At 67.9% G+C, this 26,510-nt stretch carries 21 protein-coding genes, 1 pseudogene and 1 riboswitch; of the genes and pseudogenes, 13 read left to right on the forward strand and 9 right to left on the reverse strand.

Annotated features, from left to right (window positions below; genetic code table 11):
* Positions 1-21 precede the first annotated feature (21 nt).
* A complete protein-coding gene (locus H6844_05260; GenBank protein ID MCB9928812.1) occupies positions 22-1,566 on the forward strand; it encodes an acyl-CoA synthetase in 1,545 nt (514 codons plus the stop codon).
* 178 nt (positions 1,567-1,744) lie between these two features.
* Here the strand turns inward: H6844_05260 and H6844_05265 are convergent, their stop codons facing one another.
* Positions 1,745-2,980, reverse strand: coding sequence for an acetyl-CoA C-acetyltransferase (locus H6844_05265; protein MCB9928813.1), 1,236 nt, complete (start codon positions 2,978-2,980; stop codon positions 1,745-1,747).
* A gap of 221 nt (positions 2,981-3,201) precedes the next feature.
* Between H6844_05265 and H6844_05270 the strand changes: the two genes are divergently transcribed.
* The 4 genes from H6844_05270 (at position 3,202) to H6844_05285 (ending at position 7,650) form a co-directional block, all read left to right on the forward strand.
* Positions 3,202-4,434, forward strand: a complete 1,233-nt coding sequence (locus H6844_05270) for a cation:proton antiporter (protein ID MCB9928814.1) — start codon at positions 3,202-3,204, stop codon at positions 4,432-4,434.
* A gap of 138 nt (positions 4,435-4,572) precedes the next feature.
* Positions 4,573-5,580, forward strand: coding sequence for a TauD/TfdA family dioxygenase (locus tag H6844_05275; protein ID MCB9928815.1), 1,008 nt, complete (start codon positions 4,573-4,575; stop codon positions 5,578-5,580).
* Positions 5,581-5,636: 56 nt separating this feature from the next.
* Positions 5,637-6,338, forward strand: coding sequence for an Asp/Glu/hydantoin racemase (locus H6844_05280; GenBank protein MCB9928816.1), 702 nt, complete (start codon positions 5,637-5,639; stop codon positions 6,336-6,338).
* Between the two features lie 91 nt (positions 6,339-6,429).
* Complete coding sequence (locus H6844_05285; GenBank protein ID MCB9928817.1) at positions 6,430-7,650, forward strand: Zn-dependent hydrolase; 1,221 nt, start codon at positions 6,430-6,432, stop codon at positions 7,648-7,650.
* Between the two features lie 86 nt (positions 7,651-7,736).
* Here the strand turns inward: H6844_05285 and H6844_05290 are convergent, their stop codons facing one another.
* Positions 7,737-8,504 carry a glucose 1-dehydrogenase gene (locus H6844_05290; protein MCB9928818.1) on the reverse strand — a complete coding sequence of 256 codons (768 nt, stop codon included), beginning with the start codon at positions 8,502-8,504 and terminating at the stop codon, positions 7,737-7,739.
* A gap of 149 nt (positions 8,505-8,653) precedes the next feature.
* On the opposite strand from H6844_05290, the gene H6844_05295 reads away from it, so the two are divergent.
* The 6 genes from H6844_05295 to nudC all read left to right on the forward strand — a co-directional run bounded on the left by H6844_05295 (position 8,654) and on the right by nudC (position 15,780).
* Positions 8,654-9,619 carry a radical SAM protein gene (locus tag H6844_05295; protein ID MCB9928819.1) on the forward strand — a complete coding sequence of 322 codons (966 nt, stop codon included), beginning with the start codon at positions 8,654-8,656 and terminating at the stop codon, positions 9,617-9,619.
* A gap of 76 nt (positions 9,620-9,695) precedes the next feature.
* Positions 9,696-9,774: riboswitch (SAM riboswitch) on the forward strand.
* Between the two features lie 117 nt (positions 9,775-9,891).
* Positions 9,892-11,115, forward strand: a complete 1,224-nt coding sequence (gene metZ, locus H6844_05300; protein ID MCB9928820.1) for an O-succinylhomoserine sulfhydrylase — start codon at positions 9,892-9,894, stop codon at positions 11,113-11,115.
* Positions 11,116-11,349: 234 nt separating this feature from the next.
* Positions 11,350-11,742, forward strand: coding sequence for a Co2+/Mg2+ efflux protein ApaG (apaG, locus tag H6844_05305; GenBank protein MCB9928821.1), 393 nt, complete (start codon positions 11,350-11,352; stop codon positions 11,740-11,742).
* A gap of 36 nt (positions 11,743-11,778) precedes the next feature.
* Complete coding sequence (locus H6844_05310) at positions 11,779-13,227, forward strand: TrkH family potassium uptake protein (protein ID MCB9928822.1); 1,449 nt, start codon at positions 11,779-11,781, stop codon at positions 13,225-13,227.
* 91 nt (positions 13,228-13,318) lie between these two features.
* Complete coding sequence (locus H6844_05315; protein ID MCB9928823.1) at positions 13,319-14,767, forward strand: TrkH family potassium uptake protein; 1,449 nt, start codon at positions 13,319-13,321, stop codon at positions 14,765-14,767.
* Positions 14,768-14,853: 86 nt separating this feature from the next.
* Entirely contained in the window at positions 14,854-15,780 is a 927-nt protein-coding gene (gene nudC, locus H6844_05320; GenBank protein MCB9928824.1) for an NAD(+) diphosphatase, read from the forward strand.
* A gap of 159 nt (positions 15,781-15,939) precedes the next feature.
* On the opposite strand, the gene H6844_05325 is transcribed toward nudC, so the two are convergent.
* The 4 genes from H6844_05325 to H6844_05340 form a co-directional block, all read right to left on the reverse strand.
* Entirely contained in the window at positions 15,940-17,526 is a 1,587-nt protein-coding gene (locus H6844_05325; GenBank protein MCB9928825.1) for a TRAP transporter large permease subunit, read from the reverse strand.
* Positions 17,523-18,071 (reverse strand): TRAP transporter small permease subunit, encoded by a 549-nt coding sequence (locus H6844_05330; protein MCB9928826.1) that lies wholly within the window; start codon positions 18,069-18,071, stop codon positions 17,523-17,525. Before H6844_05330 ends, H6844_05325 begins: the two co-directional genes overlap by 4 nt.
* Before the next feature lie 138 nt (positions 18,072-18,209).
* On the reverse strand, positions 18,210-19,295 hold the full coding sequence (locus H6844_05335) for a TRAP transporter substrate-binding protein (protein ID MCB9928827.1): 1,086 nt from the start codon (positions 19,293-19,295) through the stop codon (positions 18,210-18,212).
* 133 nt (positions 19,296-19,428) lie between these two features.
* The gene (locus tag H6844_05340) at positions 19,429-20,724 is read right to left on the reverse strand and encodes a tyrosine--tRNA ligase (GenBank protein MCB9928828.1); all 1,296 of its coding nucleotides are present in this window, start codon (positions 20,722-20,724) and stop codon (positions 19,429-19,431) included.
* Positions 20,725-20,785: 61 nt separating this feature from the next.
* Here H6844_05340 and H6844_05345 point away from each other — a divergent pair, with 61 nt between their 5' ends.
* The gene (locus H6844_05345; protein MCB9928829.1) at positions 20,786-21,841 is read left to right on the forward strand and encodes an anhydro-N-acetylmuramic acid kinase; all 1,056 of its coding nucleotides are present in this window, start codon (positions 20,786-20,788) and stop codon (positions 21,839-21,841) included.
* Between the two features lie 301 nt (positions 21,842-22,142).
* On the opposite strand, the gene msrP is transcribed toward H6844_05345, so the two are convergent.
* Entirely contained in the window at positions 22,143-23,090 is a 948-nt protein-coding gene (msrP, locus tag H6844_05350; protein MCB9928830.1) for a protein-methionine-sulfoxide reductase catalytic subunit MsrP, read from the reverse strand.
* A 119-nt stretch (positions 23,091-23,209) separates the two neighbouring features.
* Between msrP and H6844_05355 the strand changes: the two genes are divergently transcribed.
* Complete coding sequence (locus tag H6844_05355) at positions 23,210-24,007, forward strand: enoyl-CoA hydratase/isomerase family protein (protein MCB9928831.1); 798 nt, start codon at positions 23,210-23,212, stop codon at positions 24,005-24,007.
* A 316-nt stretch (positions 24,008-24,323) separates the two neighbouring features.
* On the opposite strand, the gene H6844_05360 is transcribed toward H6844_05355, so the two are convergent.
* Positions 24,324-25,952 carry a GMC family oxidoreductase gene (locus tag H6844_05360; protein MCB9928832.1) on the reverse strand — a complete coding sequence of 543 codons (1,629 nt, stop codon included), beginning with the start codon at positions 25,950-25,952 and terminating at the stop codon, positions 24,324-24,326.
* A 62-nt stretch (positions 25,953-26,014) separates the two neighbouring features.
* Positions 26,015-26,434, reverse strand: a pseudogene (locus H6844_05365) (hypothetical protein).
* Positions 26,435-26,510 lie beyond the last annotated feature (76 nt).

Here is a 26,510-nt window from a genome sequence, read left to right on the forward strand (position 1 = left end):
CTCTAGGAGAACCACCCGCTCATGTTTCCCGGCCAGACCGCCGAAACCCGTCCCGACCACCCCGCCGTGATCATGGCGGGAACCGGCGAAATCGTGACCCATGCGCAGTTGGACGCCCATTCCAACCGCATCGCGCAGTATCTCCACGCCCAGGGCCTGCGCCGCGGCGACCATTGCGCGGTGCTGATGGAGAATGTGCCGCAATTCTTCGCGGCCATGTGGGCGGGGCTGCGCTCCGGCCTGCACGTGACGCCGGTCAACCGCTATCTGCCGCCGGCCGACGTCGCCTATATCCTGGAGGATTCCGGCGCCCAGGCGGTGATGACCTCGCCCGGCAAGGCCGAGAGCATCCAGAAGCTGGGCGACCGGGCGCCGGGCTGCCGGCTGCGGCTGTGCCTGGGGGGCGCGGCGGAGGGGCTGGTCGACCTCGACCGCGAACTGGCAGCCTTGCCCGACGCGCCGCTGGCCGAGCAGCCCATGGGCGCGTTCATGTTCTACAGCTCCGGCACCACCGGCCGGCCGAAGGGCATCAAGCGGCCGCTGACCGAGCAGTGGATCGGCCACGGCATGTTGCAGACCGCCTCGCTGGCCGCCTATGGCTTCAGCGAGGACACGGTCTATCTGTCGCCGGCGCCGATCTACCATGCCGCGCCCTGCGCCTGGAGCATCGGCGTGCAGGCCCTGGGCGGCACCGTGGTGATGATGGAGCGGTTCGACGAGGAAGCGGCGTTGCGCCTGATCGAGCGCCACCGCATCACCCACAGCCAGTGGGTGCCGACCATGTTCGTGCGCATGCTGAAACTGCCGGAGGCGGTGCGACGGCGCTACGATCTCTCCAGCCACCAAATGGCGGTGCATGCCGCGGCCCCCTGTCCGGTCGAGGTCAAGCGGCAGATGATCGATTGGTGGGGGCCGATCCTGCTGGAATATTACGGCGCCTCCGAAGGCAATGGCCGCACCTCGCTTGACAGTGCGGAGTGGTTGCAGAAGCCCGGCTCCGTCGGCCGCGCCAAAAGCGGCATTCTCCACATCTGCGACGACGAGGGCACCGAATTGCCGCCGGGCGAGACCGGCCTGATCTATTTCGAGCAGCCGGAACGGCCGTTCTCCTATCACAACGACCCGGACAAGACGCTGGCGGCGCAGCACCCGGTCCACCCGAATTGGACCGCGCTCGGCGATGTCGGCTATGTCGATGCCGACGGCTATCTGTTCCTGACCGACCGCAAGAGCTTCATGATCATTTCCGGCGGCGTGAACATCTATCCGCAGCAGATCGAGGATGTGCTGGTGCTGCACCCGAAGGTGGCGGATGTCGGCGTGATCGGCGTGCCGAACGATGAGTTCGGCGAAGAGGTCAAGGCCGTGGTCCAGGCGGCGGACGGCGTCACGCCCGACGCGGCGCTCGCCGAAGAGTTGATCGCCTTCGCGCGCGAGCGGCTGGCCGGCTATATGGTGCCGCGTTCGGTGGATTTCTGGGCGGAACTGCCGCGCCTGCCGACCGGCAAGCTCTACAAGAACGAACTGCGCGCACCCTATTGGGAAGGCCGCAGCCAGCGGATCTGAGAGGGACGGCCGAGCCTTTCGCGGCCTGGTCGCTCCGCCCGCAATTCCGGGCGCACCGTTCCCCGGGCGCGGCGGAGCCGAGACCCGGGGCCAGTGTCAGCCTTCGAACACCGTCGCTGCCGGTGTTCGCGGGAGCGGCCGGTCCCGGATGCCCGCTCCGCAGGCTCCGGGAAGGGCGCTACATCCGCTCGATGATGACGGCAGGCGCCATGCCGCCGGCGGCGCACATGGTGACCAGCCCCCGTTGCAGGTCGCGGCGCTCCAACTCGTCCAGCACCGTGCCGATCAGGATCGAGCCGGTGGCGCCGATCGGATGGCCGAGGGCGATGGAGCCGCCGTTGACGTTCACCTTCTCCCGGTCCAGGTCCAGGTCGCGGATGAACTTCTCGGCAACGACCGCGAACGCCTCGTTGATCTCGAACAGGTCGATATCGGCGAGCGTCAGACCCGCCCGGGCCAGCGCCTTTTTCGCCGCCGGCACCGGCGCGTTCAGCATCAGGGTCGGCGAGTCGCCGACATTGGCCCAGGCGACGATGCGCGCCCGCGGCTTCATGCCGTGCGCCTTGGCGTAGTCCGGCGAGGCCAGCAACAGCGCCGCCGCGCCGTCGACCACGCCGGACGAGTTGCCGGCATGGTGCACGAAATTGATATCCAGATCCGGGTATTTCTGCAGGATCAGGTTGCGATACGTCGTGCCGGCCTCGTCCAGCGGGTGGTCGGCCATGGCCTGGAAGGCCGGCTTCAGGTTCGCCAGCCCCTCGCGCGTGGTCTGCGGCCGCGGATATTCCTCGTGGTCCAGCGCCAGCGTGCCGTCCTCGTGATAGACCGGCACCAGGCTTTTGGCGAAATGCCCGTTTTCGATGGCATGGGCGGCGCGCTGCTGGCTGACATAGCCCAGTTCGTCCAGCGTCTCGCGGCTGATGCCCTCCAGGGTGGCGATGGCGTCGGCGCAAATGCCCTGGTGGGTCTGCGGGTGTTTGGCGCGCAGGCGCAGATTGCCGTTGTCCATGGTCGGCGAGTCGTTGGGATTGCGCCGGTTCGGCATCGACATCATTTCGGTGCCGCCGGCAACCACCAGATCCTCCATGCCGGCCATGATCGAGGCCGCCGCCATGTTCACCGCGGTGATGCCGGAGCCGCAATAGCGGTCGAGCGTGACGCCGCTGGCCTTGGTGTCGTAGCCGGCATCCAGCGCCGCCATGCGGCCGAGATCGCCGCCCTGCTGCGCCACCTGGGCGCTGGTGCCCCAGACGATGTCGTCGACCGCGGCGGTGTCGAGGGCGTTGCGCTTGGCCAGGGCCTTCAGCACGCTGGCGCCCAATTGCTGCGGGTGGATGGTCGACAAGGCGCCCTTGCCGTATTTGCCGATGCCGCGGGGGGTGCGGCAGGCGTCGATGATCCAGGCTTCGCCCATGACCGACTTCCTCGTTCCGTAAGGTATACCGCCCCGTATGTGGTCTTGCCCGCCGGGCCTTGTCCAGGGAATTTTGCCGCGGCCGGCGATCGCTGCGGCACCCGGACGCCAAGCCTGGCCCGGCCGCTCCGACCGGAGCACGCTTGGCGTTCGGGCGCCTTTCGTTCACGCTACCCCGGTGAGCGCATGCGTTGCGGCGGCGGAAAAAGGGATTGCGGACAATGACCTCTCTGTTCTGGTTGATCATCCTTGCGGCATTCGTCGCCTATTCCCTGGTGAGCGGCGCGCTGGGGCGGACGGTGCTGACCTTGCCGATCCTGTTTGCCGCCCTGGGCTATGCCCTGTCGGAGACCATGACCGCGGCACTGAGCCCCGCCCTGGTGGGCGAAAGCAAGTGGTTGCTGGCGGAGGTGACGCTGGTGCTGGTGCTGTTCTCGGACGCCAGCACGGTGCGGTTTCGGCGCATGGGGCGAAACTGGCGCCTTCCCGCCCGGATGCTGATCGTGGGCATGCCCTTGACCGTGGCCCTCGGCACCGTGGCGACGCTGTCTCTGGAGCCGTCGATCGGCTTTGCGCTCGCAATGTTGGTTGCGGCCTTGCTGACGCCGACGGATGCGGCGCTCGGCCAGTCCGTGGTCACCAGCGCGGACGTGCCGGAGCGGCTGAGCCAGTCCATCAATGTGGAAAGCGGGCTGAACGACGGGCTGGCGCTGCCCTTCGTCCTGGTCGGCGCGATCCTGGCGGCGGGGCTCGGCCGGGAGGTGCTGGGCGGCATGCTGGTCGAGGCGCTGGGCGAGGTGATCCTGGGGCCGCTGGCCGGCGTGGCCGTGGGGTGCGGGGTCGCGCGGGCGATGGACTGGGCCGAGGAGCGGGACTGGGTGGTGCCGTCCGCCGGGGGCGTCGTGTTCCTTTGCACCGCCTTTGCCGCCTATCTCCTGGCCGGCGCCATCGGCGGCAACGGCTTTATCGCCGCCTTCGTCGCCGGGATGGCGTTCGGCAACACCTATCGGCACGATATTCGCTTCATCCGCGAATTCGTGGAGGGGGAGGGGCAGATCCTGACCATGGCGTCCTTCTTCGCCTTCGGCGCCCTGCTGCTGCCGCAGGGCCTGGCCTTCGCCTCGCCGGGGGCGGTCGTGCTGGCGGTGCTGTTTCTGACCGTGGTGCGCATGCTGCCGATCTACCTGTCATTGGCCGGCACCGGCCTCGCCCTGCGCGAGAAATTGTTCCTCGGCTGGTTCGGTCCGCGCGGCCTGGCGTCGATCCTGTTCACGCTGATCATGACAGAGCGGTACGACCTGCCCTACGAGCACGACGTGCTGGCCATCGTGTCGCTGACGGTGGGGCTATCCATTTTGCTGCACGGCATCACGGCCAGCCCGCTGGCACGCTGGATGGGGCGGCGGTCGCCGGACGATCCGCAACGGCCGAGCCGGGCCGGCGAGTGCTCCTAAATACGCATTTTGGCGGGCTGGACCCGGCCGGGCTTCCTGGCTAGCCTTGGATTTTGCGGCTGCCCGTGCCGCCCGGCAGCCGCGGCCCCAGTGGTCGTGCAATCCTTGTGTGCGGCGCAGCATGAAAGGAGCGTTCCGGTGCCCCAGCCCTGGACGACGACGGCCCTGCCGGGCGCCTCGTTCGGCAAAGCGATCGTGACGGACCTGCCGGCCGCCGCCTTCGTCGCCGCCGCCGAAGCCGATGCGGATTGCCTGGTCGCGGCGCTGGCCGACGGGCACGGGCTGATGCGGCTGCGCGGCCTGGGCGCCCTCTCGGAAGAACCGGAATTGCTGCTGCGCCTGTCGCGGCTGTTCGGCGACGAGGTCGAGGACTATCGCACGACGACCACGCCGAAAAACATGGTCCATCCCGACGTGCCGCAGATCTTCGTGGTCTCGAACACGCCGCCGTTTTCGCGGCCGCCGCCGGCCCGGCCGGAGCCGCCGTTGACCGCCGATGGCGCGCTGCCGGTGCGCTTCCCCCACCGCATCGGCTGGCACACCGACCAGAGCTACCGGCGGCCGCCGCCGGATATCTCGCTGTTCTATTGCCACCGGCCGGCGCCGCCGGACCAGGCCCAGACCCTCTATGCCGACGGGGTTGCCGCCTATGCCGCCTTGCCGGACGACCTGAAGGCACGGGTCGAGGGGTTGCAGGCCTTGCATGTCCGGCCGCGCTCCGGCCGGTCGCCACTGCAATTGCGGGCGGGCGAGAGGCCCAAGCCCCTGCCGCCGCACGAACAGCCGCAGCCGCAACCGGTGGCGCGGACGCATCCGGTGACGGGGCAGACAGCCTTGTTTCTCTGCGAATACGGTCAGTTGGACTGGCAGAACGGGCCGTTTGTCGGCCTGGAGCCTGGGCCGGATGGCGAGGGCGCCCGCCTGGCCGTGCAACTGATGCATCACTACACCGACCCACGCTTCGTCTATGCGCACGAATGGCGCCAGGGCGACCTGATTGTCTATGATAACCGCTGCACCATTCACGCGGCGACCTGGTTCGATGCGGACCGGTACGAGCGGATCATGTGGCGGACCACGGTGCGCGGCAATCCGGGCCCGGACTATGCGGGTGAGGCACCGAGTTGGATTCCCCGGCCGGAGTGAGCGCCATCCCTGCACCGACTGACACCCTGACGCTGCAACCGCCCGTCCGCCTGGGCATGCTCACGCCATCGTCCAACACCGTGTTGGAGCCGGTGGTGGCCGCCATGCTGCGGGACGCGCCCGGTGTTTCGGCCCATTTCAGCCGGTTCCGGGTGTTGCAGATTTCGATGGGCGCGGACTCGCAATCCCAGTTCGATCCGGAGCCGATGCTGGCCGCCGCGGACCTGCTGGCGGATGCGCGGGTGCACGCGATCTGCTGGAACGGCACGTCGGCCGGCTGGCTGGGCTTCGAGCAGGACGAACGCCTGTGTGCGGCGATCACCGCGCGCACCGGCATCCCGGCGCAGTCCGCCGTGCTGGGCTTCAACGCCCTGTTCGCCGAACGGGGCCTGAAGCGGCTGGGGCTGGTCTCCCCCTATATCGCCGACGTGCAGCGGCGGATCATCGCCAACTACGCCGCCATCGGCATCGAGACCGTGGCGGACGAGCGCCTGGGCATTGCCGAGAACTTCGCCTTCGCCGCGGTGACCGAGGACACGATAGCGGCCCTGTGCCGCCGGGTGGCCGAGGCCCGGCCGGACGGCATCGCCATCTACTGCACCAATGTCGACGGTGCGGCGCTCGCGCCGCGGCTGGAGCGGGAATTGGGCATTCCGGTCTACGATTCCGGCGCGGTCGCGCTCTGGGCCGGCCTGCGCGCCGCCGGCGCTTCCCTTGCGCCCTTCGCCCGCTGGGGCCGGCTGTTCGGTGCCGCGTGAGGCATGAGGCCATGACCGCCGCGCCGCATCCCCCGGATTTCAACAAGCAAACCGCCGAGCGAAACGCCCTTCCACCGCAAACGAGGCTCTCATGATCAAAGCCAATCCGGAGCGTGCGCTCCGCGACCTCTACCACCTGCGCAGCATCGGCACGTACAAGACCGGCGTGCACCGGCCGACCCTGTCCGAGGACGATGTGCTGACCCGGCGCTGGCTGGTGGACGAGTTGAAGGCCATCGGCCACGAGGCCTGGATCGACGGCATCGCCAATGTGATCTCGCAGACGCCGGCGAGCGGCCGGAAGCTGCTCTGCGGCTCGCACCTGGAAAGCCAGAACCATGCCGGCTGGCTCGATGGCGCGCTGGGCGTGGTCTATGCGCTGGAGGCGGCGCGGGCGGTGGTCGAGGCCGGGCGCAGCGATATCGGCGTCGATGTGTTCGCGTTCGCCGACGAGGAGGGCCATTTCGGCAGCTTCACGGGCTCGCGCTCGCTGACCGGCGAGCTGACGGAGGCCGACATCGACGCCCGCGCCGACCGCACCACCGGCCGGCCCTTGCGCCAGGCGCTGGCGGATGCGGGGCTCGGCACGGTGCCGCGGCATCGGCTCGATCCGGGGCGCTATATCGGCATGCTGGAAGCGCATATCGAACAGGGCGACTGGCTGGAAAGCGAGGGGTTGCAGATCGGCGTCGTCACCCGCATCGTCGCGATCTGGCAGTACAAGATCGTGTTCGAGGGCGTGCAGAACCATGCCGGCACCACGCGCATGGCGATCCGCAAGGATGCGGGCGTGGCGCTGCGCCGGTTCTGCCAGCGGGTGGAGGAGCGCTTCCCGGACGTGTGCGGCGAGCGCTCGGTCTGGACGGTGGGCCAGATCACGCTGGTTCCGGGGGCGCCCAGCATCATTCCCGGCCGGGCCGAGATGACCCTGCAATTCCGCGATGCCGACATGGAGACCCTGTTGCGCCTGGAACGCACCGTCGGCGAACTGGTGGACGAGGCGAACGCCGCCGGGCCCTGCACGGTCTCGTGGCAGACCATGAACCAGAACAAGCCGGCGCGGATGGACGACGGCATCCAGGCCGCGCTCGACGCCGCCGGCGAGGCGTTCGCGCCCGGCAAGCACGCGCGCATGCCCAGCGGCGCGGGGCACGACGCGCAGATGATGGCGCAACTGATGCCCGCCGGCATGATGTTCATCCCCTCCATCGGCGGCATCAGCCACCACTGGACCGAGGATTCCTCGGACGCGGACATCATGCGCGGCGCCCAGGTCTATGCCGATGCCGTGGGTCGGCTGCTGGCGGGGTAGGCGGCGGAGCCTGGGGCGCGGTCCCGGAACGGTTTCGGTTCGGGCTGGCGGGAGGTGGGGGTGAGCCAGCGGGAAAGGAACTCGTCCTAGATCGCCGTGAAGCCGCCGTCGATCACCAGTTCGGCACCGGTCACGAACGCGCTTTCGTCGCTGGCCAGGTAGAGCACGCCGTTGGCGATGTCCTGCGGCTGGCCGGCGCGGCCGATGGGCGTGCGGTTCAGCATCCAGTCGCGGACGGCGTTGTCCTTGAAGCGCTCGCGCGTCATGCCGGTTTCGATGAAGCCCGGATGGATGGTGTTGACGCGCACGCCGTTGCCCGCCTTGCCGCACTCCAGCGCCGCGCCCTTGGAGAACACGCAGACGGCGCCCTTGCTGGCGTTGTAGGCGACCGAGCCGACGGCGCCGACCTTGCCGTAGATCGAGGAGATGTTGACGATGGAGCCGCCATTGCCGGCCTCCTCCATCAGTTCGATGCCGTATTTGGTGCCCAGATAGACGCCTTCGACATTGGCGGCGTTGACGAAGCGCCACTGCTCCAGGCTGGTGTCCTTCAGCAGGCGGCCGTCATTGCTGACGCCGGCATTGTTCAGGACGATGTCGAGCCGTTTCTCGGTCGCGCGGATCGTGGCCATGACCGCCTGCCACTGGCCCTCGTCGGTGGTGTCCTGCGCCAGGGCGCGGGCCTGGCCGCCCGCCTCCCGGATCAGGCGCGCGGTTTCCTCTGCCGTGTCGCCGCGCAGATCGGTGACGACCACGCTCGCACCCTCGCGCGCCAGGGTCAGGGCAGAGGCCCGGCCGATGCCGGAGCCGCCGCCGGTGATGAGTGCGACCTTGCCTGAGACGCGTCCGGTCATGATGGGGTTCCTCCTGAATGGGTTGGTTGGGCGGGAGTGTAGGGCGAAGCGCCACGGCTCACCAATCTGTTATTTCGGTGTTCCGCGGGTGCAGGCTACCTGTGGAAGGCCGTTTCGTTTGTCTTGACCGCGCGCGGGAGCCCCGTTTCATGAACCATATCGCCGGCCGGCCGGCCACGTTTGGCCTCGACCCGCGCAAATTCCAGGATCCACTGCGGACGCTGGACGGTTCGGACCGGGCGTCCGTGGCGCTCGACCGGCTGACCACGCTCTGGTTCAACACCGGCACGCTCTGCAACCTGACCTGCCGCAACTGTTATATCGAAAGCTCGCCGGTGAACGACCGGCTGGCCTATCTGACATGCGCGGACGTCCGGCCCTATCTGGACGAGATCGCCCGCGACGGCTGGCCGGTGGCGGAAATCGGCCTGACCGGCGGCGAGCCCTTCATGGCGCCGGATATCGTGCCGATTCTGGAGGATATTCTCGCTCGCGGCTTTCGGGCGCTGGTGCTGACCAACGCCATGCGGCCGATGATGAAGCTGACCGCGGCACTGCTGGACCTGCGAGACCGGTATGGCGACCGCCTGGTGCTGCGGGTCTCGCTGGACCATCACACGGCGGCACTGCACGAGGCGGAGCGCGGCCCGCGGTCGTGGGAGCCGACGCTGGCCGGCATTCGCTGGCTGGCCGGGCACGGTTTCGCCCTGCATCTGGCCGGCCGCACCTGCTGGGGCGAAGGCGAGGCCGAGGCGCGGGGCGGCTATGCCCGCCTGATCGCGGCCGAGGGCTGGCCGGTGGACGCCGCCGACCCCGCGCAACTGGTCCTGTTTCCGGAAATGGATGCCGCGGCGGACGTGCCCGAGATCACCACCGCCTGCTGGGGCATTCTGGGCCAGGACCCGCGGGCGCTGATGTGCGCCTCCAGCCGCATGGTGGTGCGGCGGAAGGGGGCGGAGAGGCCGGCGGTCGTCGCCTGCACCTTGCTGCCCTACGACCCCCAATTCGAGCTGGGCGAGACCCTGGCCGATGCCGGCGAAGCGGTGCCGTTGAACCACCCGCATTGCGCCAAATTCTGCGTGTTGGGCGGGGGCAGTTGCAGCAAGGCGTCGTGATCCGGCCCCGATGGGCGCGGGTGCCTTGGTTCCGTTGCACACCATTGCTTGACGCACGCGCTCGCCGTCCCGTATAAGTTTGCCCCGTGGTGATTTGCACGACCAGCTTGCGGCCACGTTAAATAACCTCGCTAAACGGTCGGGACGTCCAGTGCCGGCCTGCGCAATGCGAGCGCTTCCAGGGCCGGTTTTTTTGTGTCCTGGCGTTCGCAGTGGCAGAGTTCGGTTGACGATGGCCCGGCCTCCGTTGACCCCGAAGGAGCACTGCAACCATGTCCCAGAACGATCCCCTCGCCGACTGTCGCCCGGAAACCCTGGCGGTTCGCGCCGGCCTCGCCCGCAGCCAGCACGCCGAAACCAGCGAGGCGCTGTATCTGAATTCCGGGTTCGTGTTCGACAGCGCCGAGCAGGCGGATGCCGCGTTCTCCGGCGATATCGACCGCTACCTCTACGGGCGCTATGCCAACCCGACAATTACCATGCTGGAAGAGCGCCTGCGGGTGCTGGAAGGGGCGGAGGTCTGCCGGACGACGGCCAGCGGCATGGCGGCGGTGTTCGCCTCGATGGCCTGCTATCTGGAGGCCGGCGACCGGATCGTGGCCGGCGCCACCCTGTTCGGCTCCAGCCTGCACATCCTGACCAAGATCCTGCCGAAATGGGGCGTGGAGGTCGATCTGGTGCCGCCGGCCGACCTGGACGCCTGGGCCAAGGCGCTGGCGACGCCGGCCAAGCTGGTCTTTGTCGAGACACCGACCAACCCGACCCTGGACATTGTCGACCTGGCCGCCCTGTCCGATCTGGCCCACAAGGCCGGGGCCAAGGTGATCGTCGACAATGTGGTCGCGACACCGGTGCTGCAACGGCCGCTGGACCTGGGCTGCGACGTGGTCGTCTATTCGACCACCAAGCATCTGGACGGCCAGGGCCGGACCCTGGGTGGGGCGGTGCTGTGCGACGCGGCGTTCGACAAGGACCATTTGCAACCCTTCCTGCGCCATACCGGCCCCTGTCTCAGCCCGTTCAACGCCTGGGTCGTGGTCAAGGGGCTGGAGACGCTGGCGCTCCGCGTGCGCGAGATGAGCCGGACCGCCGCCACGCTGGCCGCGCGGCTGGAGCAATTGCCCAACGTGACCCGCGTCGCCTATCCGGGGCTCGCCAGCCATCCGAGCCACGGGGTGGCGAAGGCGCAAATGCGGGATGGCCTGTATGGCAGCGTGCTGAGCGTTGAGGTCGCCGGCGGGCGGGCCGCGGCGTTCGCCTTTCTGAATGCCCTGCAGATCGTCGACCTCTCCAACAATCTGGGCGATGCCAAGTCGCTGTCCTGTCATCCGTGCACCACCACCCACCGGGTGCTGACGCCGGAGGCGCGCGAGGCCGCCGGCATCACCGAGGGCCTGGTGCGCATTTCCATTGGCCTGGAACATGTCGACGACCTCTGGGCCGACCTGGAGCGCGCGGCGGCGGCGGCCGACGCGGCGGTGCGCAAGGCCGCCTGAGCCTTTCCCGAACGCGGGGCGGCTCCACTGGGGGGAGCGGCCCCGCATTCGGGTTCGACAGCGCTGGCGTTTGAACCCCGCAGCATCGGCGCCGATGCTGCGGGGTTTGCCTTGGCGGTTGGCCTTCGATCGGGTGGCTTGAGGGCGGCGGGCGTCGCCTCTAGTATCGCCCGCGTCCCGCCGGCCGTGCCGGAGGGGGGCATGGGGCGATCACAGCGGCGGAACCCGAAAACGATGTACCGCGAAACCACCCGAGCCTTGACCGTATCGGTGCAGCCGGAATATCTCGCCCGCGAATCCCGTCCGCAAGACGGGCGCTATGTCTGGGCCTATCACGTCCGGATCGAGAACCATGGCGCCGAGACGGTGCAACTCGTGCGCCGGTATTGGCGCATTGTCGACGGCGGCGGGCAGGTTCAGGAGGTCCGGGGCGCCGGTGTCGTCGGCGAGCAGCCGATCTTGCGGCCGGGCGAGAGTTTCGAATATACCAGCGGTACGCCGCTGTCGGTGCCGGGCGGGTTCATGACCGGCGCCTATGAGATGACGACGGAAAACGGCGATGTGTTCGAAATCGCCATCCCAACCTTTTCGCTCGACTGCCCCGGGCAGGGCGCGCGGCCGAACTAGCCTGTCGCGTCGGCGGTTGCAGGGAGAGTCCCGTCCATGTTCGAATTTCGTCCGGTGCTGTTCGTGGTTGGCCTGCTGCTGTTGGCTCTGGCCGGCGCGATGCTGGTGCCGGGCGTGGTGGAGCTGGCCTCCGGCACCCCGGACTGGCGCGCCTTTGGCTTTGCCGCTGCGGCGACCCTGTTCGTTGGCGGCGCGCTGGTGCTGGCGACATTTGCCGAGCGCGCCCGCCTGGGGCTGCGCCAGGCGTTTCTGACCACGGCCCTGTGCTGGCTGGTGGCCGCGGTGTTTGCCAGCCTGCCCTTCGTCCTGATGCAGGTTCCGCTCAGTTTCACCGATGCGTTCTTCGAGGCGATGAGCGGCATCACCACCACCGGTTCGACCGTGATGATCGGCCTGGATCATGCGCCGCCCGGCATTTTGCTGTGGCGCGCGCTGCTGCAATGGTTCGGCGGCATCGGCATCATCGTCACCGCCCTCGCGGTGCTGCCGATGTTGCAGGTGGGCGGCATGCAGTTGTTCCGGATGGAAAGCTCGGACCGCTCGGACAAGGCGTTTCCGCGGACCGCTCAACTGGCCGCGTGGATCGCCATCGTCTATGGGGCGATGACATTGCTCTGGTCGGCCATGCTGTGGGCGGCGGGCATGACCCTGTTCGACGCCATCGCCCACGCCATGACGACCATTGCCACCGGCGGGTTTTCCACCTCCGACAAGTCGGTGGGGGCCTATCCGGACCCGCTGATCCACTGGTTGATCACCGTTGGCATGATCGCCGGATCGCTGCCGTTCGTGCTCTATCTCCAGGCGGTGCGGGGGCAGGTCCGGCCGTTCTTTCGGGATACGCAGGTGCGCTGGTTCCTGGGCACGCTGGGCGTGATCATTCTGGCCCTGACCCTCGGGCAATTGGCCTTCACCGCCGAGGATTTCGGTACGGCGCTGCATTTGAGCGCGTTCAACGCCACGTCGATCATGACGGGGACGGGCTATGCCACGTCGGAATACGACCATTGGGGCAGTTTCGCGCCGGCCATGTTTTTCGTCATCATGTTCCTCGGCGGTTGCGCCGGGTCCACGACCTGCGGCATCAAGATTTTCCGGTTCCAGATTCTGTTCGGCGCGGCGATCGTGCAATTGAAGCAGTTGCTGCAACCGCGCGGCGTGTTCATCGCCTATTACAACCGCCGCCCGATCTCGCCGGAGGTGGTGGGCTCCGTCATGGCGTTTTCCTTGGTCTATGCGGCCGGATTTGCGACGCTGGCCATCGCGCTCAGCTTCATGGGGCTGGATTTCATCACCTGCATGTCCGGTGCGGCCACGGCCATTTCCAATGTCGGGCCGGGCTTGGGCGAGATTATTGGCCCCGCCGGCACGTTCGTTGCCCTGCCGGTCGGCGCCAAATGGGCGCTGGCCATCGGCATGTTGTTCGGGCGGCTGGAATTCTTCACCATTCTGGTGTTGTTTCTGCCCAACTTCTGGCGGGGCTAGGCGCAGGGATGCCGCCGTTTGCGCCAGATCGCCGTATCGACGGCACCCATGACGCCGCAGCGGCAACCGCAGCGTGAGAGATCGCTAGGCCATGATCGAGTTTCGCCCTGTCCTGTTCGTGGTTGGTGCCCAGCTGGTGGCGTTGGCGACGACCATGGTGGTTCCCGTACTGACGGAAGTCTTTTTGGGGGGGGTGGATTGGCGCGCCTTCCTGTTTGCTGCGGCGGCGACGCTGTTCGTCGGTGGCGCGCTGGTGCTGGCGACCCATGCCGACCGGGCGCGACTGGGATTGCGGCAGGCGTTCTTGATGACGAGCCTTTCCTGGTTTGCCGCCGCGGCGTTCGGCGCGCTGCCCTTCACTTTGTTGCAGGTGCCGTTGGGCGTGACGGACGCGTTTTTCGAAGCGATGAGTGCGTTCACCACCACCGGCTCGACCGTGATGATCGGATTGGACCATGCATCGCCCGGCATTTTGCTGTGGCGCGGGATGATGCAATGGTTCGGCGGCATCGGCATCATCGTCACCGCCGTGGCCGTGCTGCCGATGTTGCAGGTGGGCGGCATGCAGTTGTTCCGCACCGAATCGTCGGACCGATCCCACAAGACCCTGCCCCGAACCGCGCAGCTGGCGACCTGGATCGGCCTGGTCTATGTCGGGCTCACTTCGATGCTGGTCATCGGGCTCTGGCTGGCGGGGATGTCGTTTTTCGACGCCTTGATCCATGCCATGACCACGATCGCGACCGGCGGCCTGTCCACGTCCGACGGCTCGATCGGTACGTTCGAGACCCCGGCGATCCACTGGATCATCACGTTCGGCATGATCGCGGGCGGCATGCCGTTTGCCTTGTTCGTGGCTGCCGCGCGGGGGCAGGGGCGCCGGCTGATCCGGGATTCCCAGGTGCACTGGTATCTGGCGACGCTGGGCATCGTCACCCTGGGCGTGATGATCGCGCTGATGATCGTCGGCCACGAAGACATTTTGGTCGCCCTGCGCTTGAGCGCGTTCAATGTCGTCTCGGTCATGACCGGCACCGGCTATGCCACTGCGGAATACGACCGCTGGGGCAGCTATGCGCCCGGCGTGTTCGTCCTTCTGATGTTCATCGGCGGCTGCGCCGGATCGGCGTCCGGCGGCATCAAGATTTTCCGCTTCCAGATCCTGTTTGCCGCCGCCGGGCTCCAGATCAAGAAGCTGATCCGGCCGCATGGCGTCTTCGTCGCCCATTTCAACGACAATCCGCTGTCGATGGAGGTCGTCGAGTCGGTGCTGGCCTTCACCTTGGTGTTCATGGCCTGCTTCGCGCTGGAAACGGTCGCCCTGGGCATTATGGGCCTGGACCTGACGACGGCGGCCACCGCCTCGATCGCCACCATGTCCAATGTCGGCCCCGGTATTGGGGAGATCGTCGGGCCGGCGGGAACCTATGCGGCCTTGCCGGTGCTGGCGAAATGGATCCTGGCCATCGGCATGCTGCTGGGCCGGTTGGAATTCTTCACCATTCTGGTGCTGTTCGCGCCCAGCTTCTGGCGCCCGTGAGGCGCGGGCGATTGCGCTGGCGGCGTGGCTGGGATAACCCTTAGGGCAACGACTTCTGGCCTTGCCAGCAACAAAGGATCACGCCCATGCCGAAGCGCCTCTGGTATACCGGCGCCCCGCTCGACCGCCTGTCCCATCGCCGCGCCGACCCGGAGTGGCTGAAAGAGCGGCTCGCCCATTCCGAAACCTTTCTGGTGCCGGTCTGGCGCAACCAGAACCTGGCCCACGCAGAGGACGACCGCGCCCTGTTGCCGACCGTGGGCGAGGCCCGGGACCTGCTGGACGCGGGCCGGCATGTGACCCTGCTGGGCCTGCGCGAGGGGCGGGCGTATTTTGCCCTCGACCTTTCGCACCACGAGGACCCCTATATCCATCCGCTGCTGGAGGCGCAGGGGGCGTTCGACGACCTGCGCAAATTCGGCCCGACCATCGACCAGCACGAGGGGGCGATCCTGGCGCATGCGCGCGGGCTGATGTTCTGGCACGCCCGCCACCAGTTCTGCGGCGTCTGCGGCAGCCCGACCGAGCCAAGCCAGGCCGGCAACCAGCGCGACTGCACCAACCCGGATTGCAAGGCCCAGCACTTCCCCCGCACCGATCCGGCGGTGATCATGCTGGTCTACAAGGGCGATTATTGCCTGTTGGGCCGCAACGCCAATTTCCCGATCCCGGGCATGTATTCGACGCTGGCGGGCTTCGTCGAGCCGGGCGAAAGCCTGGAGGAAGCCGTCGCGCGCGAGGTGCTGGAGGAAGTGGGCGTCACCGTGCTGCCGGAGAAGGTGCACTATTGGGCGAGCCAGCCCTGGCCGTTCCCCGCCTCGCTGATGCTGGGCTTCCATGCGGAGGCGGAGGATATGGAACTCGTCCTCCAGGAAGACGAGATCGAGGACGCCAAATGGCTGCACCGGCTGCAAATGGATGACCCGGAGGCGCACGGCGTCCGCTTCCCGCGCCGCGACAGCATCGCCTACCGCCTCATCAACGCCTGGATGGAAGGCGACATCCGGGGCTGAGGCCGCCTGCGATCCCCGGACGGTGCGGAGCGCCGATCCGGGGCCGCTGTGTCTCGCGAACACTGCATCTTGCGAACACTGGCGCGAGCGGTGTTCGAAGGCTGATACCGGCCCACCGCTCCGCGGCGGCCGGGGAACACCGGCTCCCCTGGCCGGGGATCAGCCGCCGGCGACGGTGCCGTAGACCAGCCGCGGCAGCCAGAGCGTCAGGTCCGGGAACATCCACAGAATGCCCAGCATGACGATCTGCATGCCCACGAACGGTATGATGCCGGTGTAGATCTGCATGGTGGTGACGGACGGCGGTGCCACGCCGCGCAGATAGAACAGGGCAAAGCCGAAGGGCGGAGTCAGGAAGCTGGTCTGCAGGTTCACGGCGATCATGATGCCGAGCCAGACCGGGTTCAGGTCCATCATCAGCAGGATGGGCGCGACGATCGGGATGACGACGAAGGTGATCTCGATGAAGTCCAGGAAGAACCCCATGATGAACATCACCAGCATCACCACCAGCATGGCGCCGAACGCCCCGCCCGGCAGGTTGTTTAGGAATTCGTGCACGATGTCGTCGCCGCCGAAGCCGCGGAACACCAGGCTGAACAACTGCGCGCCGATGACGATGCCGAACACCATGGCGGAGATTTTCGCGGTCGACTGCATTACCTCCCTGAGCGTGCCATTGGCATGGGTGCGGCGCAGCGCATCCAGAATGCCGACGGAGAGAAGCACACAGCAGAGCGCGGCCGCGTAAATGCCCCATTGCTCGGTCTGGGACACCTCGTTCCGGCCGAGCCGCAGATCGAGTGCGCCGGTCAGGATCAACACGCCCACCAGCGCCAGCCCGCCGACGAGCATGACCAGGCTTTGACGGCCGGAGGTCAGCCGCAGGCCGCCCAGCAGGGTCGCGCCGATGGCACCCACGGCGGCCGCCTCTGTCGGCGTGGCGATGCCGGCCAGGATCGAGCCCAGAACGGCAATGATCAGGATGATCGGCACGACCAGCGCGCTGAGCGTCGTGGCCAGCGACGTGTTCGCCTGCGCGATTTCCGGCGGGGCCGGTGGCGCCGACTCCGGCCGCAGCGCTGCCATCAACAATTGCCAGCCGATATAGAGGCCGACCAGCATCAGGCCGGGGATCAGGGCGCCGGCGAACAGGTCGCCGACGCTGACCGGATCGGGCGCGAAATTGCCCAGCGCCCGCTGGGCGTCCTGATACGCGTTCGAAATCTGGTCGCCCAGCACCACGAGGACGATGGAGGGCGGAATGATCTGGCCCAGCGTGCCGCTGGCGCAGATGGTGCCGCAGGCCAGCTTCGGGTCATAGCCCCAGCGCAGCATGGTCGGCAGGCTCAGCAGGCCCATGGTCACGACCGTGGCGCCGACAATGCCGGTCGAGGCCGCGAGCAGGGCGCCGACCACGCACACCGAAATGCCAAGGCCGCCGCGCATGCTGCCGAACAACCCGCCCATGGTGTTGAGCAGGTCGTCGGCGACCTTGGAGCGTTCGAGCATCACGCCCATGAACACGAACAGCGGCACCGCCAGCAGCACCTCGTTGGTCATGGTGCCGTAAATGCGGTTCGGGATGAAGCCCAGATAGGACAGGTCGAACGCGCCGACGCCATAGCCGATCAGGCCGAAGATCAGCGACACGCCGCCCAGGGTGAAGGCGACGGGAAAGCCGGCCATCAGCGCGACGCAGACGCCGCCGAACAGCAGCAGGGACAGGATTTCGGCGAGGATCATACGCCTTCTCCCGTCATATCCGCTTTCGGGGACGGGGGCGTTGCCGCGCCCGAGAGCGTCAGGATCGAGCGGGCCATCATCGCCAGCCCCTGCAACGCCACCAGGAGGCAGAACACCAGGATGACCGATTTCAGGAGATAGACGCCGTGAATGCCGTTGTCGCCTTCCGGCGAGCCTTCGAGAATGCCCCAGGCGCGGGTGACGAAGCCGAACGAGGCCCAGGCGATGACGCCGCACATCGGCAGCAGGAAGACCACGCCGCCGATCAGGTCGACGATGGCCTTGCTGCGCTCGGACATGCCGCCATAGAAGATATCGACCCGCACATGACCGTTATGCACCAGGGTATAGCCGGCCGCGGCCAGGAACACCGACGCGTGCATGTAGATGATGCTTTCCTGCAGCCAGATCCAACCGAGGCCATAGACATAGCGCAGCAACACGACGGCGAATTGCACCAGGACCATGAACAGGGCCAGCCAGGATATGGCCCGCCCCAGGCTTTCGTTCAGAATGTCGACGGTGCGGATGAAAGAGGAAAGCATGGCGGCTCCGCGCGCTGGGAGAGTCCCCGGGCCGACCGGCGGGATGGGGGCGGATGGCTCCGCAACCCGGCGCTTCGGCACTGCCCCGAACGCCGCGGCAGCGGCGCCCGGGGGTGAAACGAGGGGCGGGCGGGCCGGTTAGGACGCCGCCGCCCGCGCGGCCATGTAGCCGAGTTCGCCGATGGCGGCGTAGTCCATCGCCTGTTTCTGGAAGGCGGAGTAGCTGTCGTACACGCGCTTGGTGATGTCGTCGGTGGCGGCCATGGTGGCGATGACGTCCGCGGATGCGGCCCGCGCCTTGTCCAGCACGTCGTCCGGATAGCGTTGCAGGATCACGCCGTGCTTGTTCACCAGCGTGTCGAGCGAGGAGGAATTCAGCGCGTTGAACTCGGCCGACTGTTCCCAGGCTTCCGCCATCACGGCGATGGCGACGATCTGCTGCTGTTCCTTGGTCAGGCCGTCATAGAGCGTCTTGTTGATGCCCACAGACGCCACCGTGCCCGGCTCGTGGAAGCCCGGATAATAATAGTTCTTGGCGATCTTGTAGAAGCCGAAGGCCAGATCCTGCCAGGGGCCGACCCATTCGGTCGCGTCGATGGCGCCGGATTGCAGCGAGGGGTAGATTTCGCCGACCGGCAGGTTCAGCGGCGTCGCGCCCAGGGCGCGCAGCACCTCGCCGCCCAGGCCCGGCATGCGCATTTTCAGGCCCTGGAAATCGTCGATGCTGTGGATTTCCTTGCGGAACCAGCCGCCCATCTGCACGCCCGTCGTGTGCGAGGGGAAGGCCTTGATGTTGAAGCCCGCGGACAGTTCGTCCCACAATTGCTGGCCGCCGCCATAGCGGATCCAGGCATGGGTTTCGGAGCCGGTCATGCCGAACGGCACCGCGGTCATGAAGTTGTAGGCCTTGGACTTGCCCTGAAAGTAATACTCGGCCGCGTGATACATGTCCGCGTCGCCCGCCGACACCGCATCGAATGACTGGAAGGCGGGGACAAGCTCGCCGGCGCCATAGACCTTCACCGTCAGCATGCCGCCGGACAGCATGGTGATGCGGTCGGCGATGCGCTGGCCGGACGTGCCGGCGCCAGGCGAATTCTTCGGCCAGGCCATCACCATTTTCAGTTCGCGCTTGCCCTGGGCGATGGCCGGCGCGGCCAGGGTCGAGGCGGCGGCAGCGGCGCCGGCAACCGCGGCGCCCTTCAAAAAGTCACGACGTTCCACGAGCAGTATCCTCCGTATTTTTCACGCCGGCCCCTCATTCGATTCCGAGGCCGATCCACCCGCACGGTACGCCGGACGTCCATTGCGCACAACGGCTATGATCCTGTTGTGCGGTCGATCTTTGCCGCCGCTGTCAGGCGGGTCTGACCAGCACGTGCCGCTTGCGGCCGGCGGAGAGTTTCAGCGTTCCGGCCGCGGTCAGGTCGGCGGCGCCGATGGTTTGGTTCTCGTCGCCGATCGGCACGTCGTTCAGGCGGGCGCCGCCGCCCCGCACCAGCCGCCGCGCCTCACCGCCGCTGGCCGCAAGGCCGGCCCGCCGCAGCAGGTCGAAAGCGGGAATGCCGGCTTCCAGGTCCGTCGCCGGCACATCGACCGTCGGCAGGCCTTCCGCCTGGGCGCCTTCCTCGAAGGTGCGCCGCGCGGTTTCCGCGGCTTCCGCTGCCTTGGTCCGGCCGTGCAGCAGGGCGGTGGCCTCGGTCGCCAGGATTTTCTTCGCCTCGTTCAGTTCGGCGCCTTGCAGCGCCTCCAGCCGGGCGATCTCGTCCAGCGGCAGCACGGTGAACAGTTTCAGGAAGCGCCCGACATCGGCGTCCAGCGTGTTGCGCCAGAACTGCCAGTAGTCATAGACGCTGAGCCGCTCCTCGTTCAGCCAGATCGCGCCGGCGGCGGTCTTGCCCATCTTGGCGCCGTCGGCCGTGGTGATCAGCGGGCTGGTCAGGCCATAGAGTTGCGGCTGCTCCAGCCGCCGGCCCAGATCGACGCCGGAGACGATATTGCCCCACTGGTCGCTGCCGCCCATTTGCAGCACGCAGCCATAGCGCTTCGACAACTCCACGAAGTCGTAGCTTTGCAGGATCATGTAGTTGAATTCGAGGAAGGTCAGCGGCTGTTCGCGTTCCAGGCGCAGGCGGACGCTGTCCATGGTCAGCATGCGGTTGACGCTGAAATGCCGGCCGATCTCGCGCAGCAGCGGGATGTATTTCAGCTCGCTCAGCCACTCGTCGTTGTCGACCATGATGGCATCGGTGGCGGACGCCTCGGCCCCGAAGGTCAGCAGCTTTTCGAACACCCGGAAAATGCCGGCCTTGTTGCGCTGAATATCCTCGTGCGTCAGCAATTGCCGGGTTTCGTCGCGGCCGGAGGGGTCGCCGATCTTGGTGGTGCCGCCGCCCATCAGCACGATGGGCTTGTGCCCGGTCTTTTGCAGCCAGTGCAGCATCATGATCTGCACCAGACTGCCCACATGCAGCGAATCGGCGGTGCAGTCGAAGCCGATATAGGCGCGAATCGGCCCCGCGGCGGCGCGGGCGTCCAGGCCCTCCGTATCGGTGCATTGGTGGACAAAGCCCCGCTCTGTCAGCGCGGCAAGGAAGTCGGAACGCGGCATGGATCTGGCACTGCTTGTCGTCGGAAGCGAGGCCTGTACCATGCCTGACATGCAAGAACAATCGCACCCCTGGCCGCTGCTGCCCTGCCTGGCGCTCGGCCTGATGAGCGGCACCTCCATGGACGGGGTCGATGCCGCCCTGCTCTGGACCGACGGCGAGCGGGTGGTGGAGCCGCGCGGCTTTGCCTTCCGCCCCTATCCGCCGGCTTTCCGCGCCGCGCTGGCCGACGCCCTGCTGGCGCCGGAGGAACGGGCGCCGGCGTTGGAAGCCGCGCTGACCGATCATCACCGCGACGCCGTGCGAGGGTTGCTGGCGCAGACCGGCGTCGGGCTCAGCGACGTGGCGGTGATCGGCTTTCACGGCCACACCGTGCTGCACAAGCCGGCCGCGCACCGCACCTGGCAGTTGGGCGACGGCCGGCGGCTGGCGAAGGCGCTGGGGCGGCCGGTGGTCTGCGATTTCCGCTCCGCCGACGTGGCGGCCGGCGGTGAGGGGGCCCCGCTGGCGCCGGTCTATCACCGGGCACTGGCCGGCGGCGCGCCCCGGCCCTGCGCCGTGCTGAATCTGGGCGGGGTCGCCAATGTCACCTGGATCGGGCCGGGCGCGGGCGAGTTGCTGGCGTTCGACACCGGCCCCGCCAACATGCTGCTGGACGAATGGGCGCTCCGCCACACCGGCGAGCCGCTGGACCGCGACGGCCGGCTGGCGGCGGCCGGCACGGTGGACGCGGGCGTTTTGGCCGAGATGCTGGCCGCCCCCTATTTCGCCCGCACGCCGCCGAAATCGCTCGACCGGCTGGATTTCGGGCTGGAGGCGGTGGCGCACCTGTCCGCGGCGGACGGGGCGGCGACGCTTGTCGCCTTTACCGCGGCCAGCGTCGCCGCCGCCTGCCGGCATATGCCGGCGCCGCCGAAACTCTGGATTGTCGGCGGTGGCGGGCGGCACAATCCGGCGCTGATGCAGGCACTGCGCCAGCGCCTCGCCGCGCCGCTGGATGCGGCCGAGGCGCATGGCATTGACGGCGATGCGCTGGAGGCGGAAGCGTTCGCCTATCTGGCCGTGCGCTCGGTGCGCGGCCTGCCGATCAGCTTCCCCGGCACCACCGGCGCGCCGGAGCCGCTCTCCGGCGGTCGCCTGTTCCGGCCGGGGCGCGGCTGACCCGGAGCGGGCCGCGGCCGATTCCGAACCGGGGCAGGCCCGCCGCGGCGGGTGAACCCAAGCCGCCCGTGCTTCATGTTCCCGTGCTTCCCCGGACGGCGCGGAGCGGCGATCCGGGGTCTCTCTGGGGGAGGTGGCAATGGCGGGAGATCCCGGCCCTCGCCTCCGGCTCGGCCGGGAAAGCTCGGGGGTGTGGTCCGTCGCAGCGGGCGCACCCGCATCTCTTCGCGCTTCCCCGGGCGGCGCGGAGCGGCGGTCCGGGGTCTCGCTCCGAGCGGGCCGGCCGGAGCGGCCGCCCGGGTCAGTAGAAAATCTTGTTCTGCGGCATGCCCTTGTAGATATCGGCCACCTGCTCGCCATAGCCGTTGTAAATCAGGGTCTTGCGGCGCTCGTTCGTGCCGAGCACCCGCTCCTCCGCCTGGCTCCAGCGCCGGTGCGGCACGCCCGGATTGACGTTGGCATAGAAGCCGTATTCCGCGCCCAGCACCTCCATCCAGAAGCTCGTGGGCATTTCGTCGGTGAAGGTGAAGCGCACGATCGACTTGATCGACTTGAAGCCATACTTCCAGGGCACGGCGAGGCGCAGCGGCGCGCCGTTCTGCTTCGGAATCGGCTTGCCATAAAGGCCGGTGGCGATGAAGGCCAGGTCGTTGGTCGCCTCTGCCATCATCAGCCCTTCGATATAGGGCCAGGGATACCAGAAGGCCCGCTGGCCGGAGGCAACGCTCGAATCCTTGAACGTCTCCATGCGGAGATACTTGGCCGAGGCCAGGGGCTTGGCGAAATCCACCAGCGCCTTCAACGGAAAGCCGCTCCACGGCACGGCCATGGACCAGGCCTCGACGCAACGATGCCGGTACAGCCGCTCTTCCAGCGGCATTTTGCGGATCAGGTCGTGCGCGTCGATCTTGATCTCTTTTTCGACCATGCCGTCGATCACCACCTGCCAGGGCTCGATCTTCAGGCTCTGGGCCGCACGGTGGATGTTCTTCTGGCTGCCGAACTCGTAGAAGTTGTTGTAGGTGGTGGCGTCCGCCTCGTCGGTGATCGGCCGGTCGAGGGTGAAGGCGGGGTTGCGTGCCACCGGATAGAGATCGTCGCTGGCCGCGGCAAAGGCGAGGCGCGGCATGGCGGCGGCCCCGATCAGGCCGGCGGCACCGCCCAGCAGGCCGCGCCGGGAGAGATACACCGACTCCGGCGTCGCCTCGCGTTCCGGGATCATCCAGGACGGTCGCGTACGGATCAACATGGTGTGCACACCCTTTATAACGGAGTCTCTGGCGTTTGTTTGCCGAGAAGGTAGGGTGTCGGGCGGTGTTTTCCCAATAACGATGCCGTGTGCCATCTGATTCAGAAGAGGAATTCTCCATGAGCGATCCGGTCCTGCTCGCCATTGCCGACGGTGTCGCCACTGTCACCCTGAACGCGCCGGAGGTGCGCAACGCGCTGACGCCCGGCCTGCGCACCCTGTTCCGCGAGATCGTTTGCGACCTGGAGTTCAACGACGACGTGCGCTGCGTCGTGCTCAAGGGCGCCGGCGACCATTTCATGGCCGGCGGCGATATCCGCGTGATGCAGGAGCGGCTGGACATGCCGGACGGCCAGCGCCGGCAGGTGATCATGGAGGGCATTCACCTGCTGCACCTGCCGCTGTTCGCGATCCGCCGCATGGGCAAGCCGGTGGTCGCCTCGATCCAGGGGGCGGTGGCCGGTGCGGGTATGGGGCTGGTCGGCGCCTGCGACCTGGCGATTGCCGCGGACGATGCGATTTTCACGCTCGCCTACTGCCATATCGGCGCCAGTCCGGACGGCGGCTCGTCCTATTTCCTGGGGCGGACGCTGGGGATGAAGCAGCAGATGGAACTGGCCTTCCTCGGCGACCGGTTCGGGCCGGACAAGGCCAGGGAGTTGGGCATCGTCAACTGGGTCGTCCCCCGCGCCGACCTGGAGGCCGAGACCGACAAGCTGGCGCGGCGCCTGGCCGACGGCCCGACCCATGCCTATGCCAACGCCAAGAAGCTGTTCAACGCCACCAACCATCTGAGCCTGGAAAGCCATTTGCAGATGGAGGGCGAGTTGATCGCGGACAGCATGTGCACCGAAGACCATGCCGAGGGCGTCGCGGCCTTCCTCGGCAAGCGCAAGCCCCAGTTCAAGGGCCGCTGACGCGTATCCCGGCCGAGCCGGAGGCGAGAGCCGGGACCGGTCGCTTTCGCGAACACGGTCATCGCCGGTGTTCGCTCGCCCACAGCGGCCCCGGACGGCGGCTCCGCCACCTCTGGGGTGCCTATGCTCGGAAGTAGGGTGTTTCCCGGCCGCCGCGGTGCGGTGCGCCGGGACCGGTCGCTCTCGCGAACACCGGCGGCGGTGGTGTTCGCTCGCCCGCAGCGGACCCGGACGGCGGCTCTGCCACCTCCGGGGTACAGATTGCTCGGAGGTGGGAGGCGCCGGGCCGGGGCTGGTCGCGCCCCGCCCTTGGGGATCAGTCGAACAGGGTGGCGAGCCGCCGTTTCATCTGGTCGGCGATATAGAGCGCCAGCGCCTGGATGGTCGCCGTCGGGTTGACGCCGCCGGAGGTCACCCAGATGCTGCCGTCGACGATGAACAGGTTCTTCACATCGTGGCTGCGCCCCCACTCGTTCACCACCGAGCGCTCCGGGTCCAGGCCCATGCGGGCGGTGCCGAGCAGGTGGCCCGGATAGTTCAGCACCGTGCGCGAGCAGGCAATATCGTGCGCACCGGCGGCTTCCAGAATCTCGGTGGCTCGCGCGATGCCGTGTTCCATCATCGCGGCGGTGTTGGCGCTGATCGTGTAGTCGATCTTCGGTGCCGGAATGCCGTGGCTGTCTTTCAGCACCGGGTCGAGGGTGACGCGGTTGTGCTCTTCCGGCAGGTCCTCGCACGCGATGCCGATTTGCAGGCGGCGATGATAGAGCGTGCGGTAGACGCGGTGGTGGTCCGGCCCCCAGGGCAGGCGGCCGGCGATCATGCTGGAGACCGCCTCGTTCACCGGCCCGGTGCCGCGGGAATATTGCAGCGTGTAGCCGCGCACGAAGCCGCGGGACCGGTCGGTCTCGTAGAATTCCTTGCTCCACATGACGGTTTGCGGCGCGCGGTCGCCGTCCATCTCGTCGTCGACATAGCCCGAGACCATGGGCCAGGGGTGCAGCATCAGGTTCCTGCCGACCAGGCCGGAGGAATTGGCGAGGCCATGCGGAAACCGGCCGCTGGCGGAATTCAGCAGCAGCCGCGGCGTGCCGACGCCGTTGGCGGCCAGGATCATCACCTCCGCCGGCTGGAAGCGCTCGACGCCGGTGGGGTCGTAGTAGACGACGCCGGTGGCCATGCCGGCCGCGTCGGTCTCGATAGCGCGCACGCGGCAGTTGGTGCGCAGTTCGACACCGGCGCGGATCGCCTGCGGCCAGTAGGTGATGTCGACGCTGGCCTTGGCGCCCTGGGCGCAGCCGGGCGTGCAATTGCCGAGATTGATGCAGGCCGCGCGGCCCTCGTACTCCACCGTGTTGATGGCGATTTCCGACGGCCACCAGTGCCAGCCGAGCGTGTTGGTCGCCCGGGCATAGCGCGTGCCGGTCCGGCCGAGCGGCACCGGCGGCAGGGTCGGTTGGTGCGGCGGGTAGGACGGGTCGCCCGCCAGGCCCGCCACGCCCATCATCCGGTCGTTCTCGGCAAAAAAGGGCTCCAGCGCCCAATAGTCCACCGGCCAGTCGTCGGCGACGCCGTCCAGCGTCCGCACCTTGAAATCGGACGGATGCATGCGCGGGAAATGCGCGGTGTAGTGGACGGTGGCTCCGCCGACGGCGTTGTAGTTCGCCACCTTCATCGGCGAGGCGTCGTCGTTGACGGGATAGTCCGCCGGCAGGCCGCGCCGGTTCGGCAGGATGTCGGCGTCGCCATAGCGCCTTGCCTCCCAGTCGCGGCCGTTGGTGGGATAGTCGGTCGGCTTCACCCAGTCGCCCTGCTCCAGGCAGAGAATGCGCATGCGCGTCTCGGCCAGGCTCCAGGCCATCGCGGCGCCGGAGGCACCGGAGCCGATGATGAGCACGTCGACCTTGTCGTCGGTGGGGCGGGGCGTGTCGGAGATGGCGGTCATCGGGCGGTCTCTCCGCCCCTGCCGTCGATGTCGCGCCACATCCGCGGCCGGCCGCGCTGGGCGTCGAGCAGGGACCAGTCGCCCGGCTCCAGGGCATGGCCCTTGGGGAAGGGCGGACGCGGCTCGCGGCCGAGCGCGCGGGCGACGCGGTCGTCGCGGTAATAGCATTGCAACACCGCCCGCCCGAGCGCGACGGTGATGGGGCCTTGCCGGTCGAGCAGTCGCATGGCGAGGGCTTCCGCGCGCTCGGCCGGCAGATCGGCAAACCGTCCGCCCGCGGGCGCACTGAGGGCGGCCAGATCGGCCAGGGCGGCGCGCACGGCCTCACGGTCGCGACCGAGCGAGGCGAGGATGTCGGCAAAAATGGCGGCGTCGTCCGCGCCGGGCACGCCGTAGGCGTCCGACGCCGGCACCATAATGCCCGCCAGCCGGCGAAAATCGCGCTGTTCTTCGGGGGGAAGCCCGGAGTTTGGATCGTGCATTCGGGGAGCCTCGACCGAAACGACAGGCGAAAATACTGAGCCGCGGGCGCGGGGTCGGTCAAGGCCGATGGCAACG

This window comes from Alphaproteobacteria bacterium, from assembly GCA_020638555.1.
In the GTDB taxonomy this organism is placed as follows: domain Bacteria; phylum Pseudomonadota; class Alphaproteobacteria; order Bin95; family Bin95; genus JACKII01.